Annotated in this window: 8 protein-coding genes; 6 read left to right on the top strand and 2 right to left on the bottom strand. The window is 49.1% G+C overall.

Annotation, left to right across the window (positions count from 1 at the left end):
• Window positions 1–17 precede the first annotated feature (17 nt).
• From M2134_RS08170 to M2134_RS08155, 4 genes are read left to right on the top strand one after another with little or no spacing between them, the layout of a single operon-like run.
• Window positions 18–3,095, top strand: a complete 3,078-nt coding sequence (locus tag M2134_RS08170) for a glycosyl hydrolase 53 family protein (RefSeq protein WP_280750927.1) — start codon at window positions 18–20, stop codon at window positions 3,093–3,095.
• Between the two features lie 55 nt (window positions 3,096–3,150).
• Window positions 3,151–5,052, top strand: coding sequence for an alpha/beta hydrolase-fold protein (locus M2134_RS08165; protein ID WP_280750928.1), 1,902 nt, complete (start codon window positions 3,151–3,153; stop codon window positions 5,050–5,052).
• 2 nt (window positions 5,053–5,054) lie between these two features.
• Entirely contained in the window at window positions 5,055–7,883 is a 2,829-nt protein-coding gene (locus M2134_RS08160) for a sugar-binding domain-containing protein (protein ID WP_280750929.1), read from the top strand.
• A gap of 25 nt (window positions 7,884–7,908) precedes the next feature.
• Window positions 7,909–10,410 carry a hypothetical protein gene (locus tag M2134_RS08155; RefSeq protein WP_280750930.1) on the top strand — a complete coding sequence of 834 codons (2,502 nt, stop codon included), beginning with the start codon at window positions 7,909–7,911 and terminating at the stop codon, window positions 10,408–10,410.
• 368 nt (window positions 10,411–10,778) lie between these two features.
• Here M2134_RS08155 and M2134_RS08150 read toward each other — a convergent pair whose 3' ends face one another.
• Both M2134_RS08150 and tsaD read right to left on the bottom strand, forming a co-directional pair.
• Entirely contained in the window at window positions 10,779–11,294 is a 516-nt protein-coding gene (locus M2134_RS08150) for a CinA family protein (RefSeq protein WP_280750931.1), read from the bottom strand.
• Between the two features lie 3 nt (window positions 11,295–11,297).
• Window positions 11,298–12,320 carry a tRNA (adenosine(37)-N6)-threonylcarbamoyltransferase complex transferase subunit TsaD gene (gene tsaD, locus M2134_RS08145; protein ID WP_280750939.1) on the bottom strand — a complete coding sequence of 341 codons (1,023 nt, stop codon included), beginning with the start codon at window positions 12,318–12,320 and terminating at the stop codon, window positions 11,298–11,300.
• Window positions 12,321–12,489: 169 nt separating this feature from the next.
• Here tsaD and M2134_RS08140 point away from each other — a divergent pair, with 169 nt between their 5' ends.
• Window positions 12,490–16,842, top strand: coding sequence for a translocation/assembly module TamB domain-containing protein (locus M2134_RS08140; RefSeq protein WP_280750932.1), 4,353 nt, complete (start codon window positions 12,490–12,492; stop codon window positions 16,840–16,842).
• A gap of 307 nt (window positions 16,843–17,149) precedes the next feature.
• Complete coding sequence (locus tag M2134_RS08135) at window positions 17,150–18,106, top strand: FimB/Mfa2 family fimbrial subunit (RefSeq protein ID WP_280750933.1); 957 nt, start codon at window positions 17,150–17,152, stop codon at window positions 18,104–18,106.
• Window positions 18,107–18,118 lie beyond the last annotated feature (12 nt).

Below are 18,118 nucleotides of genomic sequence, written 5' to 3'. Positions count from 1 at the left end.
AAAACATTTATTACATCATGAAAAAAAATAGCTGTCGGATAAGTTTATTCTATTATCTCACCTTTAGCTGCATGATGCTTTTTATGGGAAGTAGTTGTAGCAAAAAGGCACAACCCTATTGCATCGGAGCAGATATCTCTTTTGTCCCTCAATGGGAAGCAGCCGGTCTTGTCTATACCGACGATAAGGGAAACCCGAAGGATGTATGCCAGATATTGGCCGATCATCACTTCAACACAGTTCGTTTACGCATTTTTGTCAATCCCGAAGCGCCTGCCGGATACTCCCCCGACAAAGGGTTCTGTAACCTCGACTATACAGTAGAAATGGCGAAACGAATAAAAAAAGCGGGCATGACATTCGCGTTGGACTTTCATTACAGTGACACCTGGGCGGATCCCGACAAACAGTTTAAGCCTTCGGCATGGGAAGGATTGAGCGGGGAAGAGCTCGAAAAGAGGCTTTACCTGTACACGGTGGAGACACTGAACAGATTAAAGGATGAGGGAGTAGCTCCTTCTATTGTGCAAATAGGGAATGAAATCAACCATGGAATGGTATGGCCTGAAGGACGCATTGACGACAATGCCACCGAAGAAAATTGGGAAGCCTTGATGAGACTATACAAAGCCGGACAAAAGGCGACACGTGAAGTATTGCCCGAGGCCAAACTGCAAGTTCATTTAGCCTTAGGAGGTGAAAACTCACTCTGTAGAGAGTTTTTGGATCGTATGCTGAAAACAGGATCCGAATTTGACATCATCGGTCTTTCCTATTACGAGCAATGGCATGAAACTTATAATGATTTAAGAGCGAATATCTATGACCTGGCCGCACGGTATAAGAAACCTATTTGTGTATGCGAATATGGGGCGAACAAGGAAAACATCAAAATCATTAATGACATCGTACGCTCCACGCCCGATGGATTAGGGTATGGCACCATGGCATGGGAACCTCTCCGCGCACTTTTCGACAAAGGCGGAAAGCCAGATAAAGAGACACTTGAGATATACAGTCATTTATATAAACAATATCAAAACCCCGCTACCAACCCGGTGACGGAAGCACCCTATGTGAATACCGATACATTGGAAATGCCCATCATAGGAGCGGATGTGTCGTGGATACCGCTTCAGGAAGACCGGGGAATCCGGTTTTCACAAAATGGCCAAGAGAAAGATGCATTGGAAATATTAAAAGATAATCATTTCAACTGGATACGTTTGCGCTTGTTTGTAGACCCGACTGCGGAAAATGGCTATTCAAAAGAGGGCTATTGTGGATTGGAATCTACGATCGCGATGGCAAAACGAGTCAAAGCATCGGGCATGAAATTCCTGCTTGACTTTCACTATAGCGACACCTGGGCAGATCCGGGCAAACAGTTTACTCCCGCAGCATGGAGTGATATGAAAGGCTCCGCGTTGGAAGGGCAGGTCTATCGCTATACCCATGAAACCATAAAACGCTTTATGGACGAAGGAGTTTGTCCGGACATGGTACAAGTCGGTAATGAAATACAGAATGGGATGATGTGGCCACAAGGAAAAATCAACGACTCTTACCGCTCGTTTGCCGTGTTGCTTCGATGCGCGAGTGCCGCTGTACGCGCGGCTAACCCGGATATAAAGATAATGGTTCATATTGCCTGTGGTGGACAAAACGAAAAGTCCATTAAATTTTTTGATAAAATCATCCGTAATGATGTGAAATTCGATATTATCGGGCAATCCTATTATCCAGAACATCACGGTACACTGGATGATTTGGAAAACAACCTGAACGACCTGGCGAATCGCTATCGAAAAAAAATCATCGTAGTGGAATATCAGGAACACAGAAAAGAGGTCAACGAGATTGTCGCTCGTATTCCTCATGCCTTAGGACTTGGCACCTTTATATGGGAAGCCACTTCGCCACGGTGGGGGAACCTGTTCGATATGAAGGGCGCGACAACCGCTTATATGGATATCTATCCGGAATTTTGGAAAAGTAGACAACCGAATCTTCCCGAAGGAACATTTGTATCGGAAACGGCTCTCTTTCAACGGGAATACCCACGTGTAGACAATAAGCAACAAGCCTATTTCCGATTGCATGCCCCTCAAGCCCAAAAAGTGCAGGTAAACTGCTGTGGGCTGATTGACATGCGGAAATCAGCAGACGGATGGTGGTACGGGCAAAGCAAACCTCTTCCAGTTGGATTTCATTTCTATCATTTTCTTATTGATGGAGTAACTGCTTCAGATACCGAAAGTCATACCTATTGCGGTAGCTTCGGCCGGTCGAGTGCCATAGAGATCCCGGAAGGGAAAGAGGGCGATTACTACCGTCCGCAGGAGGTACCTCACGGACAGATACGCTCGGTGGTCTATTATTCACAGTATGAAAAGCAATACCGCCGCTGTTTTGTGTATACACCGGCTGAATATGAAACATCACCGGAAAAACGCTATCCTGTGCTTTATCTTCAACATGGCATGTGCGAAGACGAAACCGGATGGCCCAATCAGGGAAAGGCCAACTTCATCTTAGACAATCTCATCGCAAGTGGTCAATGTAAGCCCATGCTGGTTGTGATGGACAGTGGCAATTGTGGTATCCACTTCAAAGCGCCCAAAGGAGAAGATGTGGAGAAAGCGCGTGCCGCTTTTGGCGCGACCTTTACCCCTATCCTATTGCAGGATATCATTCCTACCATCGACAAAGAATTCCGTACCCTTCCCGATCGTGAGCATCGTGCCATGGCGGGACTCTCTTGGGGAGGACATCAAACATTCCAAACCGTTCTGCCTAACCTGGATACCTTTGCCTATTTAGGCTCTTTCAGCGGAGCGCTCTTTATCCAAGACAACGAGATTGACACCCTTTTCAATGGTGTATTCAAAGATAGCCAGGCATTCAATAAGCGGGTACATACCTTTTTCTTAGGCATAGGAAGTGAGGAAAACTTTGGAGCCAAACAATTAAGTGAATCACTTAGCCGCCGGGGAATAAAGAATACCTTTTATGAATCACCCGGCACAGCACACGAATGGCTCACCTGGCGTCGTTGCCTGAAAGAATTCTTACCCTTGCTTTTCCAGGAGTGATTATATCCTTTCCACCCATCTTGTAAAAAACAAATTAAGTAGTAAATAAAACAACATGAAACAGTTAGTAATCCTTTGTTGTATTCTTGTTTGCAGTCTGGCTCAGGCTCAAGACTTGCGTGTAATCAATTCTCCCGTGATAAATGCTGACGGCACCGTCACTTTCCAGGTGAATGCACCTAAAGCTAAACGGGTAGATGTGAAAGGGCAGTTTATGTCCGGCAGTACCTCGCTTAAAAAAAATGCGGAGGGTATCTGGAGCGCTACAGTGAAACCCGCTAAAGCAGACATCTATCCCTATAATTTTATTATAGACGGGGTGACTGTAGCCGACCCGGGCAACCCCTTACTTTTCCCAAATGAGAACTTCAAGTCGAGCCTGCTTGAAATGCCCGATAATGAGGCATTATACACCGTCCATGCTATCCCTCATGGAAAAGTTCATTATTGTAGCTATAAGTCGCATGTATTAAATCAATATCGCAATATGGTGGTCTACACACCTGCCGAGTATGACACCCATACCAACAAACAATACCCGGTATTTTATCTTGTCAGTGGCACAACCGATACCGAAGAGACCTGGTTCAAGGCCGGCCGTGCCAACACAATCCTCGATAACCTGATCGAACGTGGGAAAGCGGAACCGATGATTATTGTGATGCCCTATGGTTACATGAACAACGGCACACCAAGGCCTTCCACCATGGAAGCAGCAGAGATGTACGACACCTTTGCCCGCGAACTCACCGAGTGCATCATGCCTTATATTGAAAAGAATTACCGCACACTACCCGATCGCGACCACCGGGCGATTGCTGGTTTCTCACGAGGCGGAGGACAATCCATGTTCACGGCACTAAAACATATTGATAAATTTGCCTGGTTAGGTTCATACAGTGCTTACCTGACGCCGGAGGTGATGGAAAAACATTTCCCCAACCTATCGGAAGAAGCGAAACAGTTGAAGATGTTGTGGTTTGGAGTCGGACGCAAAGACTTCTTATACCAGGATGTCGTACGCAATCAGCAATACTTTGACGACAATGGTATTCCTTACCAATCGGTAGCCACTGAAGGGTCACACACCTGGATGCACGCGCGTTTCTGCCTGGCCGAGACACTTCAACAGCTCTTCCGGGAGACGATCACAGAAAGCGAGAAATTTCCGGGAGTGGCTATCGATGATCATTCACTACCCGGCTTCACCATCTATCGCCCGTTCGATCTGCCTGCGGCGGTAGAGAGAGAGGGACGCTTACCGGTACTTGTCTTTGGCAATGGCGCCTGCACACATTATTCCGCGGACTATGCTCCTATGTTTGCCGAGTTAGTAACGAATGGCTATATCGTGATGGCCGTAGGTTCAAAAGACGGAAAGATTAAAACCCGCGGCAGAGATGCTTCCGGAGCTGTCAAAGAGGACAATCTGCTCGATGCCGTGGATTGGATTAATAAACAACATGTTACCCCCGGAAGCGATTATTACGGATTGGTAGATATTTTTCATATAGCGGCAGCAGGTCACTCCTGCGGTGGTGCCCAAGCAATGGCGGCCTCTTATGACCCACGCATCACCACCACAATCCTGCACAATGCCGGCATGGGCGATATGTCTATGGGAGGAGCCACCCCAAAGAGCTTGAAAGAACTTCACGCACCTATCCTCTATCTCATAGGAGGACCGGAAGATGTAGCCTATTTTAATGCCGCATTGGATTTCGAACGTATCAACCACGTACCGGTCGCCTCTGCCAACTATGCGGTGGGTCATGCAGGCACCTACAAACAGCCTCAGGGAGGAATTCTGGGAAAGGTAACACGCATGTGGCTCGACTGGTTACTCAAAGGAAAAAAAGAGGCATCTGCTTTCTTCCTTAACGCTGATTTCCGGGATAAAAACTACCCGGGCTGCGAATTCGAATCGAAAGGAATGGAAAAGATAGAGATAAAATAAATATGCGAAAGTATTTGTTGTTGGCTTACGCGTTTCTGTTCGTCCTTTCCGGCCTCCGGGCACAAACAGGGGAAACGGTTACGCAAATAGACCTTTCCGGCAGTTGGAGATTTGCCATGGATAGCTTAGATAAAGGAGTGAATGAACAATGGTATTTGACTCCTTTAGAAGAGGAGGTCACTCTTCCCGGCTCCATGATGAGCAATAAAAAAGGAGCCGCTGTCAATTTAGAAACCAAATGGACAGGAAGTCTTTTTGACTCTACCTTCTATAAAACAGATAAGTACGCGGCCTATCATGCACCGGAGAATTTCAAAATACCCTTCTTCCTGCAACCCAATACCTATTACACCGGGGTGGCCTGGTATCAACGCGATATAGAAATACCCTCGGAATGGGATCAGAAGGTGGTGGGCATGTATTTAGAGCGTTGCCACTGGGAAACGCGTGTGTGGGTGGATGACAAATCTGTTGGGATGCAAAACGCTTTGGGCACGCCTCACTATTTTGATTTGACAGAGTTTCTGACTCCGGGATCTCATCGGATTTCTATCCGGGTAGACAATGCGATCAGGGATATTGACCCGGGTGAGAACTCACATAGCCTGTCTGATCAGACCCAGGGTAATTGGAACGGGATAGTTGGTGATATGTACCTGGAAGCGAAGTCTAACATTCATTGTAGCCGGATAGATGTCTATCCGAATCTGAAAGAGAAGAGCTTGCAAGCCAAACTGTATATCCGAAACCAGAGCGGCAAGCAGAGAAAGATAGAGCTGACAGGGAGTATTAAAGGCATAAAAAAGAGCCGGTTTGTCGAATTATCCTCCGGAGAGAATCTGTTAACATGGGATATGCCGCTTCCGGAGGGTATCGCTTATTGGGATGAATTCCATCCTAATCTGTATGAATTCTCCTTGACATTATCCGACAAGAAAAAGGAACTGGATCGACAAACGACGACCTTCGGCTGCCGGGAATGGGCAATCAGAGATGGGATGATCCATTTGAATGACCATCCCGCGTTCTTGCGCGGAACACTTCATTGCGCCTCTTTTCCTTTGACCGGCTACCCCGCCATGGATAAGGCGGAATGGCTGCGTGAATTAGGTATATGCAAGTCTTATGGCATCAACCATATTCGCTTCCATTCCTGGTGTCCGCCTGAAGCGGCTTTTCAGGCAGCGGATGAATTGGGGCTCTACCTACAGGTAGAATGTTCCTCCTGGCCCAACCAGTCATCGAGTATAGGTGACGGCAAGCCGATAGATCAATTCCTGTATGATGAGGCTGAGAACATATTGAAGTTATTTGGCAATCATCCCTCCTTTTGTATGCTGGCACACGGAAATGAACCGGCCGGGAAAAACAGGAATACCTATTTGAGGGATTTTGTCGCTTATTGGAAACAAAAAGACAACAGAAGACTCTATGTCTCAGGTGGAGGATGGCCTAATTTGGAGGAGAATGATTTTCTAAGCGATTCGGAACCACGCATACAGCATTGGGAAGAGGGATTGAATAGTGTGATAAACGCGAAAGAGCCTTCGACGGCATACGACTGGAGAAGCTACACAAATCGCTTCACACAGCCCTTCGTGAGCCATGAGATAGGACAATGGTGTGTGTATCCCAACTTAGCGGAGATAAAAAAATATACCGGAGTCTACAAAGCACGCAATTTTGAGATTTTTCAGGAAACGTTAAGCCAAAACGGCATGAGTGCCTTGGCTGACAGTTTTCTATTCGCTTCCGGCAAGTTGCAAACCCTCTGTTATAAAGCCGACATCGAGGCCGCTTTGCGCACACCGAAATTCGGAGGTTTTCAATTGCTGGGGCTCAATGATTTTACCGGACAAGGAACCGCTTTAGTCGGCCCATTGGATGCTTTTTGGGAAGAAAAAGGGTATACCAGCGCTGCTGAATATCGTCGCTTCAACAACCATGTAGTCCCCTTGGCCCGCATGGATCATTTGATTTTTGAGAATCACGAAACGTTTATCGCCCACATTGAGGTGGCCAATTTCAAAGAAGCGTTAGAAAACGTACAGGTCGAATGGCACATTAAAGACACTTCCAAGAAAACAATCAAAAAGGGAGCCTTTACGGTGGACAAACTGCCCATCGGGAATGGTCGAGAAGTGGGAGAGATCCGATTTGATTTGTCGGATATCCTCCTACCCGGTCAATTCAAATTGGAGGTATCGATCAATGAATTTGCAAATGATTGGGACTTTTGGGTATATCCTGAAAAGAAAGAGGATCCTGCATTGAAAGACTTCTTATTAACCGACAAAATAGATGATACCGCTTTGGATTTATTAAAAAAAGGGGGAAAGGTTTTATTGTCGTTAAAGAAGGGCACATTGCTAGATGAGTTAGGAGGTGACATTGCGATCGGATTTTCCAGTATTTTCTGGAACACCTCCTGGACAAACGGACAGCCTCCCCACACGTTGGGCATTCTCTGCGACCCGCGTCATCCGGCCTTAAAACTCTTCCCCACGGCATACCATAGCGATTATCAGTGGTGGGACGCAATGAGCCATTCCAATGCGATCCGTATCGACCAGATCTCAAAAGAGATCAATCCGGTTGTGCGTGTCATTGATGATTGGTTCACCAACAGACCTTTGGCGCTTTTGTTTGAAGTGAAAGTAGACAATGGATATGTACTGGTTTCAGGCATCGATTTCCATCAAAACATGAATCAACGAGCCGCTGCCCAACAATTACTGCATAGCTTAAAATGCTATATGAATAGTGACAGCTTCCAGCCGAAGATCACAGTGGATGCTACCTGTTTGATAAGCTTGTCAGCAAACGAATAATAAAGAATAAATCGAAATAAATATCATGAAAAATATATATCTATTACTTTTCACTCTTTGTCTTTGCATGAATCTAACCGCTCAGGAACTGGTTTATCAAGATAAAACGGGAACGATCCGTTGGAAGCAGAACAAACAGGAAGTGGCTCTGTTTGGAGCCAACTACTGTTTGCCTTCCGCATGCGATTATCGTGCCGCCGGCTATGTCGGTGGTGATCGCAAAAGTATGATTCAGGAGGACTTAGACCATTTCAAACGTATGGGATGGCAAGGATTGCGCATTTGCTTTTGGGGTGACTGGGAAAATTCGGATGCCGAAGGAAATCTCATAGACAATGATCATTTAGACTTGATGGACTATCTGATTGCGGAGGCTACCAAACGTGACATTTATATGCTGTTTTCCCCCATCGTAACCTACGACTCCCAATTCCCCGAGATGAATGACAACAGTAATACCGGGTTTGCCAAAACCTATCCGAAAGCTAAGCTTATTCACGATGAGAAAGCCATTCAGTGTCAAGAAAACTATATGAAGAATATCCTGAATCATGTCAATCGGTATACCGGCAAACCGATAAAGGAAGAGTCTCATATCCTGTTTGTCGAACTGATCAACGAGCCGACTCAATTCCCCAGCGACATACCGGGCATGGTAAAATACATAAACCGTCTGTATAAAGCCATTAAAAGTACAGGGTGCAAGAAACTGACATTTTACAACCTGAGCCAGGATTTTAATGTTGCTCCGGCTATCCGGCAATCGCAGGTAGATGGGGCATCCTATGCCTGGTATCCGCAAGGCTTGAACAACGGATACACCTTTACCGATAACGGCTTGCATTTCGTAGATAGATACCCACAAATGGCGGATGTCGCGTTGAAAGGGAAAAGTAAAATTGTCTATGAGTTTGATGCTTCCGACACAAACAATGGTTATATGTACCCCGCCATGGTGCGTGAATACCGCCATGGAGGTGTGCAATTTGCCGCCATGTTTTCGTATGACATGCATCGCACCGCCTCACGCAATTTAGGTTGGCAGACCCATTTCTTCAATATGGTCTATTCGCCGGCTAAGGCTATTGGGGGTATGATTGCAGCAGAGATTATGCGTCGCATCCCTCGCGGGGCACATGCCGGATTCTATCCGGAGAACAATCGGTTTGGCGATTTCAGGGTCAGCTACGAAGAGAGGTTAGGGCAGCTAAACGCAGAGGATATGTTCTATTATTCGAATCATACATCCGATCAACCGAAAGACAGAAATAAATTGGAACACATAGCCGGCGTAGGCTCATCAACAGTGGTGGAATATGATGGTACCGGCATCTACTTTCTCGACAAGATCAAACCGGGAACCTGGATCTTGGAGGTGTACCCGGATATTATGGAGGTGGACGATCCGTTCAAAAGAGGGAATCCCGCGCGGATCAGCCGACAAGCCGTGTATATCGAACGGAATATGCGCGTAAATCTACCGGATCTGCAACTCTCAATGGCTGTCCTTCCCGGAAAATACACCTTCGAGAACAATCAATTGACTAAAAAAGAAGAGCTTGCCGGTTATGCCTATTATATGAAAGAGAAACCCAAAAAATGGCAGGTAAAAAATCTGACCTCCCCCGAAATGACAGGGAATCAAAACAGCCGTTTTGTCTGTGACATATATGGCCCCGCACTCCCGGAAAAAGTCTGTCTGTTTCTGATGACTAAACCTTTCAGAAACGAACGCATAGAGATGAAACATCAGGGAGAATTCCGCTATGTGGCTGATGTCGACCTAAGCCAATACGCCAAAGGGAAACTGGCTTACCACATCGGAATCCAGCAAGCGGAAGAAGCCCTGCTCTTCCCGGAAGGCACCTATGGCATGGCCGATCAATGGAGCTATTATGAACAGGAGACCTATACGTTACGTATCGTAGAAGAGAAAACACCTCTCACCCTATTGGACGAGAACGACAACTGGAGGAGAATCAGACGTAGCCGCACGCAACATAGCCCACAGATTGCATTCGCTCCCGTATTTGTCGGCGATGAACTGACACAGGCCTATCAGCTCTCCACCCCCAGCCTGGAGCCTCAGAAAAGCTATCGTCTTCCGTGCGATGTGACCTTTTCACATTACATCGCTCCCCGGATGAACCACCGCGGCGACAAGCAGGCAACCCCACAATTTATCTGTGTGGAAGCCCAAGGATTGGGAGATACCGACAAGGCGATTATCAACCTGGTCGATCACGATGGACGTGGATATGGTTATGTCTTTCCCCTAAAAGCAGATATGGAGAGAATCGTCATCCCTGTGTCAAGCCTGGTACCAACAAACGCGGTTATGCTGCCTCAAGACTTTCCCGGAATAAATGAATACTGGTATCCGGAATCAGTAAAAGAAAATAGTAATAAGCCCCTGGATTGGAAACAAATTGCCTATGTGCAAATATCTTTGCGCAAGGAGATCTATAGTCCGGATAAATTAAAGGACAAAGGTGTTATTGTGAAAAAGATACAACTATTATATTAACGGCGGGCTATTTGTTGGCTGAGCTATGTCAGCCAATTGGTCGAGCATGGTCGGCCAATTGGCTCACCATGCTCAGCCAGTTGGTCGACCATGCTCAGCCAACAAATACTCCTGCTGTAAATCCAACCAATCAGCCTCAGGTCGTGGATAGGCCTTGCGTCGAAGACGCATGACGTTGATTAACCCCATGTGAAGCGTAGCGGAGCATGGGGTATGGTAGTATGAGTGTCTCCCTCGGCCTCGAAGAGGTGGTACTGTCTCTCATAATCAGCTATTCTTTTAGTGCGACCTCTTCGAGGCCGGGTGAAGATGAGTGGGGCTTAGCTCCACCCCATGTTCCGCTATGCTTCACATGGGGTTAATCAACGTCATGCGTCTTCGACGCAAAGGTTTGCAAAGAGTGAAAGCAATAACCGCAAGGCTTCGCACGTGGCCTGCGACATGATTTGATGGCGGTCGCCCTGGAAATGGAAACAGGCGGAATGGGTTTGGTCTTTGAGGGCGGCGGCTATCCAGACGGTGCCGACCGGTTTGTCGGGTGTTCCGCCGGTGGGGCCGGCAATACCGGAGGTGGCTACCGCGCAGTCGACACCCAAAGCCTCGATGGCACCCTGTGCCATCTGCTCCACCACGTCACGGCTTACGGCGCCATATTGCACGAGGCTCTCTGCCAAGACACCCAACACACGCCTTTTCACCTCATTGCTATACGAAACGATTCCCCCCGCGAAATAGGCCGAGCTACCCGAAAGCGAAGTCATCGCAGCCGCGATGCGTCCACCGGTACAACTCTCCGCTGTGCCCATCATCCAACGCCTGGCGAGAAGCTGCTCGCCCAACGCTCTGGCTAATTCGTCCGGTGTATCGTGCGAAATAGGTTCCATAGATCAGATCACTACGCGTGAAAAAGGCACAGCGTCCATCGGACAGAAGTCGCCATCCATAAATTTATAATAACCTGTAATCGCCACCATAGCGGCATTGTCGGTCGTAAAAGCAAACTTAGGGATATACACCTTCCACCCAAAGCGTTTGGCATGATCCAGGAAAGCGTCGCGCAAACCGGAGTTGGCCGAAACACCTCCCGCCACCGCTACCTCCTTGATGCCGGTATCCTTTGCCGCCTTACGGAGCTTATCCATCAGGATATCCACCACCGTTGCCTGCAGGGAGGCACAGAGATCCCGCTGGTTCTTTTCGATGAAATCGGGATCTTCTTTCAAGGCATCGCGCAGGGTGTAGAGGAAAGAGGTCTTCAATCCGCTGAAGCTGTAGTCGTAACCCGGAATATGCGGCTTGCTGAAACGGAAAGCTTTCGGATTGCCCTCGTTAGCCAGGCGGTTCACCACCGGTCCTCCCGGATAGCCCAACCCCATCACTTTCGCGCATTTATCGAACGCTTCGCCCGCCGCATCGTCGATGGTCTGCCCGATCACCTCCATATCCTTATAGCTATTCACCTTGATAATCTGGGAGTTTCCACCCGAAACCAACAGACAAAGGAAAGGGAAGCCAGGCTGGTTGTCATCGTCGGGCGTTTCTTTGATGAAATGCGCCAATACATGCGCCTGCAAATGATTCACCTCGATCATCGGGATATCGAGCGACATCGCCAGTCCTTTGGCAAAAGAGGTGCCGACGAGTAAAGAACCCATCAGACCGGGGCCGCGGGTAAAAGCAAGGGCACTTAATTCCGATTTGTCGATGCCGGCACGCTTGATCGCCTCCGCCACCACCGGGATGATATTCTGCTGGTGCGCGCGCGATGCCAGTTCCGGCACCACCCCTCCGTATGCCTCATGCACCGCCTGCCCGGCAATCACATTTGAGAGCATCACCCCGTCGCGAATGACGGATGCCGACGTATCATCGCACGAAGATTCAATTCCTAATATGGTTATATGACGCATATATTCTCCTTTTTTCATGCAAATTAACGAAATCTCTATCGATAATATTGTAGATTTGCAGTTAAAATAAGGAAAAGAGATTAGAGGATTAAAATACATAGTTGTTACACTACTTATCCTCCTGTGGATATTTTATGCTCTTCCGGCCATTCTGGTAAACATTCCCTACGTGCAACGTCAGATCACGGAGGTAACTACGCATGAGTTGTCGGACTATTTGGGTGTGCCTGTCCGGATCGAACGTATCGGCATCAACTGGATCAACCGCTTAACGCTGGAGGGCGTCGCCTTGGAAGACCAGGCGGGCGATCCGATGATCGAAGCCAACCATATCTCCGCCGGTTTCAAGATAATCCCTTTCCTGCAAGGCAAGTTCGTATTCACCACCGTTCGCCTCTTCGGGTTCAACCTCTATCTGAACAAACAGCAACCCAACGACCAGCTCAACCTGCAATTCCTGATCGATGCCTTTGCCAGCCGCGACACGCTGAAAAAGAAGCCCGACATCGACCTGCGACTCAACTCGGTATTGTTGCGACAGGGCAACGTGAGCTATAACGTGCAAAGCGAACGGAAAACCGCCGGCGTCTTCAATGCGAAACATATCGATATCGACAATATCAGCGCCAATATCTCCCTGAAGGTATTCAACAAAGACAGCATCAACGCGCAGGTAAAGAAATTGAGTTTCGACGAGTCTTCGGGCTTCTCGCTCGACCGGCTCTCGATGAATATTATTGGTAACCGCGATAGCGCCTATATCGATCAGTTCGAAGTGCGCTTGCCCAATTCGCTCTTGAAGATCGACAAAGCCACCATGGGCACGGCAACGATCGAAGGGGTCGCCTCGTTCCTGAACGATGCACCGTTGGAACTCAATATCGCCCCGTCGCGTCTCTGCCTCAAAGACCTCTCGGCCTTTATCCCTGCCTTTGCCCATTTCACCGATACCGTACAGCTCTCCGCCAACGCCTCGGGCACGATCAACAATATCAACCTGAGGCATCTGCTCATCAGGCAACCCGACAAAATGCAGTTCGACGGACAGATGGACCTGCGAGGCATCACCAACCAGGAAGAGACCTATGTGTTCGGAAAGGTGAACCAGATGCATGTCACACCGGAAGGGCTCTCGGGCTTGGCAAACAACCTGTATGCGGGATCGATAGTTATTCCCGAACCAATCCTGCGATTGGGCACGATCCGTTTTACCGGCGAGATATCGGGCTTCTTCGACAACCTGGTGGCCTTCGGGGTATTCAACTCCTCCATCGGATCGATCCAAACCGATATGTTGTTTGGGCGTGATAAAGAGAACCATATCGCCGCTTTCCTGCGCGGGAAAGCCATCTCGTCCGACCTGGCCATCCGGGATCTCTTCCCCGAAAACAACCCGTACGGGAACGGACGTTTCGATATCGCCATCGATGCTCAAAAACCGGTCGACGGCCATTTCAAGGGAAAGATCCTCGGTAACATCAGCGAGATCGACTACCGGGGCTACCGCTACGAGAATATCCTATTATCCGGGAATTTCCAAAACAACGGATTCGACGGCACCCTGGAGGTGAACGACCCAAACGGCTACTTCCTCGCCGAAGGGATGTTCGAGAACAACGGGCAACACTCCATCTTCAACTTCACCGCCGACCTCCGCCATTTCCGCCCCGACAAACTGAATCTCTCCGACAAATACGAAGAACCGGAGATCTCTTTCTTCCTACAAGCCGACTTTACGGGGAATAAGTTCGACAATATGGAAGGAAGCGTGCGCGTCGATAGCCTCTCCATAGAGACCAAACCCAGCGATTTCCTATTGGAGACATTGGAGATCGAAGCCTTGGGACATGCCGACGACCGCCGGGTCAAGATATCCTCCGACCTGTTGAACGGGGAGATCGCCGGTGCCTATTCGTTCCAGACCATATTGCCGAGCATCAGTAAAACATTTGAACTCTACCTGCCCTCCCTGATCAAACTGACCAAGAACCAGACCCGGGTGAACGAAAACAATTTCTCGGTGTTCCTGACCCTCAACAATACCGAAAAGCTCTCGCAGACACTGCTCCTGCCCTTTACTGCGTTGGAGGATGTGGTGATCAGCGGCTATTACAACAACCGATACGATAAGTTCCGCCTCGAAGCCAACCTGCCCCGGTTCGAGATAGCGGGTTCGTCGTTTGAAGCAGGTTACCTGATCGCGCAGAACGAAGGCGAGAAGGTCGATCTTCAGGTGAAAGCGACCCAGTTCAACCGGAAAGGCATCCGCAACCAGCTCGACCTGCATGCCGACGCGGCGGACAACCTCATCAACACCCGCATCCAATGGGCGAACAACAAAGAAGAGCTCTTTAGCGCGGATCTATCGACCTCCACCCTCTTTATCGAAGAGGAGAACGAACGCGGACGCCCGGAGCTGCGCACAGAGATCTCGATCCACGAAAGCCCGGTGTTCGTGAGCGACTCCGCCTGGCATATACAACCCGCCTCGATCACGGTGCAAGACGGTAAGATCGATATCGACAATTTCATCTTCACCCACGAAGACCAGTACATACACCTCGACGGACTTATCTCGCGCAACATACAGGACTCCCTGCACCTGGATCTGCAGGACATCGAACTGGAATATATTTTCGACATCCTCAATATCTCCGTCCTGCAATTCGGTGGACGGGCAACCGGCAGCTTCGTGATCAACGACATCTACGAAAGCCGCATATTGAACACCGACCTGACGGTCGAAGACTTCTCGTTCAACCGGACCAACTTCGGACGGCTCAACCTCTACAGCGAATGGGACGAGATGCAACAGGGCATCCTTATGCTGGGCACCATCTATAAGAACGACAGCACCTGGACGGATGTCAACGGATATATCTACCCCGTCAAGCCCAAAGAGGGATTATCGCTGCGCTTCGATGCCAACGATATCGATATCGCCTTCCTGCAACCCTTCCTCGACAATGTGGCGACAGGCGTCAAAGGACGGGGATTCGGGCACGCCCACCTCTTCGGTTCCTTCAAGGATATCACCGTCGAAGGCGATGTCTATGTGAAAGACGCCGGCCTGGGCATCGAATTCCTGAACACCTATTACACCTTCTCCGACTCCATCCATATGGATCCCAACAATATCCGGGCGAAAGGCGTCACCCTATACGACAAACACCGGAACACCGCGAAGCTCGATCTCACCTTCAACCATACCAGCTTCCGCGACTTCAACTTCCTCGCCGACATACAAGCCACCAATATGCTATTGTATGACCATACCGAACGCACCAGCCCCGTTATCTACGGCACGGCTTTCGGCAGTGGCACGGCACGCATTAGCGGCAACGAAAAGGTGATCGACTTCGATATCAATATGCGCAACGAGGCGAATACCACTGCCGGCTTCAACTTCATGACCAGCACCGCTTCGACGGCTTACGACTTTATCACCTTTATCGATAAGAACAACCCCGACTCCATCGCGGGAGAGAGCAACGAGAAGAGCAACGGCCTTCCTTCGTTCAATACCGACGAAGGCACCGAGATACGCATGACCGCGCAGGTCGATATCACCCCGGAGGCAACCATCGAACTGGTGATGGACCCCATTGCCGGCGACCGAATCAAAGGCAAAGGCACCGGCAGCGTGCAGATACAATACGGTACCCGGTCGGATCTGCGTATGTATGGCGGCGCCAGCATCCAGGAGGGCAACTACAATTTCAGCCTCCAGCAGATCCTCTACCGCGACTTTAAGATACGCGAAGGCAGCACCATCAGCTTCCAGGGCGACCCGATGAATGCCACCCTCGATATCGACGCCACCTACAACCTGACCGCCAATATCGGCGATCTCGACCAGGGACTCCTGCGCGAGAGCGATCGTGCCAACGTACCGGTCAACTGCGTATTGAACATCGAAGGACAACTGCAAAGCCCATTGATATCGTTCGACATCGAGCTGCCCAACTCCAACGAAGAGATCGAACGGCAGGTGCGCAGCCTGATCGATACGGAAGACCAGATGTCGCGGCAGATTGTCTACCTCTTAGTGTTGCATAAATTCTATACGCCCGACTATGTGGTCAACGAATACCGCAGCAGCGACTTCAGCGCGGTCGCCTCATCGGCTATCTCCACACAGCTCAGCAACATCCTCAACTCCATGACCGACAAGGTGCAGATCGGCACCAATATACGCACCTCACAGGACGGAGGATTCAACGAAGACACCGAGATCGAAATGCTTCTCTCCAGCCAGCTCCTCGATAACCGCCTGTTGTTCAACGGCAATTTCGGCTACCGCAACAGCCTGGCGCAACAGAAGAATATCTTTGTCGGCGAGTTCGACCTCGAATACAAACTAACCCCCAGCGGAGAGATACGCCTCAAGGCATACAACCACGCCAACGATATGTACCAATACCTCAAACAATCCCCTTCTACGCAGGGCGTTGGCATTATGTTTAAGAAAGATTTCACCACCCTCTACGACCTCTTCTACCGAAAAAAAGAAAAGAAATAACAGGATAACGAACATTTACGCCTCTTGTTTGTTATATGTCAAGCTGTTTGAATGGTGATGTAATTGCGTGATATAACATGATTTTCAAGCCTTAAAAGCACATTTGTATTAATTAATTATTACATTTGTGCCGTTCAAGGGGATCATATGTTAATCGTTTTTACTTAATTCCGGCCATTCCGCATTGCCTTCAATGCGTGTGTGCCTCTGTTTATACCAAACAAAGAGTAATTATTTGTTTGAAAAATTTGTGTGTAATGCGTAAAACAAAAAAGTTTCAGCGATTGTCTTTATTCTTAGGGTAGTATTGATCTTTCTCTCTTCCTGCACCAAGGAGGACTTAGAGCCTTGCGCCAACTACCTCTATATCAAGTACGATCATAATATGGAGTTTGTGGATCAGTTTCATGTGCAGGTATCTTCCCTGCGCCTTTTTCTGTTTGATGCCGAGACGGGCCTATTGGTGCGCGAGGTACACGAAACAGGCAATCCCTTTCCCGAAGACTACCGCATAGAGATACCCCCGGAATGGTTTGATACGCGCTACGACATCATGGCGTGGGCAGGCCTCGATGCCGACTCCTACGACTTCCCAACGCTTACGCCGGGCGTCTCCACCCTGAGTGACTTCCAACTGAAGGTGAAAGGCTACGAAGAGCAATTGGTCGACCGCCGCTCGGCACTCGAACCGCTCTGGCATGGCAAACTGACCGACGTCACCTTTGCCTGGACCGGCGAAGAGCGACATACCATCTCCCTGCGGAAAAACACCCGCAAATTCCGTATGGTGGTGCAATGCATGGATGAGAATATCCTGGTCAAAAACGACGACCTGGATATCCGTATCCTCTCCTCCGGCGGCTGGTACGACAACGACAACCAGGTGTTGGATCCCAAAGAGCGCGCCATCACCTACCTGCCCTACTTCACGCAGGACGACCCCGAGGTGGGCGTGATTGCCGAGATGAACACCATGCGGTTGCAGAACGAAGGACGCGTAAACCGCCTCCTCGTCACCGACCGACAAAACGGCAAAGCCCTCTTGGATATCTCCCTGATGAAATACCTGAATGCCCTGCGGCTGCTCGAATACGAGAATATGCCCTTCCAGGAATACCTCGACCGCGAAGATGATTACCACATCCTGCTCTTTGTGCAACGTGTGAAAGAACCCGCCCGCCCCGAAGAGGGCCACTGGCTGGCAGTGCAGATTATGATCAACGACTGGGTGATCCGTTTCCAGGATATCGGCATCGATCCCTAAGAGAGAAAAAAA

Source organism: Parabacteroides sp. PM6-13 (assembly GCF_029892605.1).
Taxonomy (GTDB): domain Bacteria; phylum Bacteroidota; class Bacteroidia; order Bacteroidales; family Tannerellaceae; genus QVMG01.
Note: the sequence above shows the minus strand (reverse complement) of the source record. Positions and strands in the feature narration are given on the sequence as shown.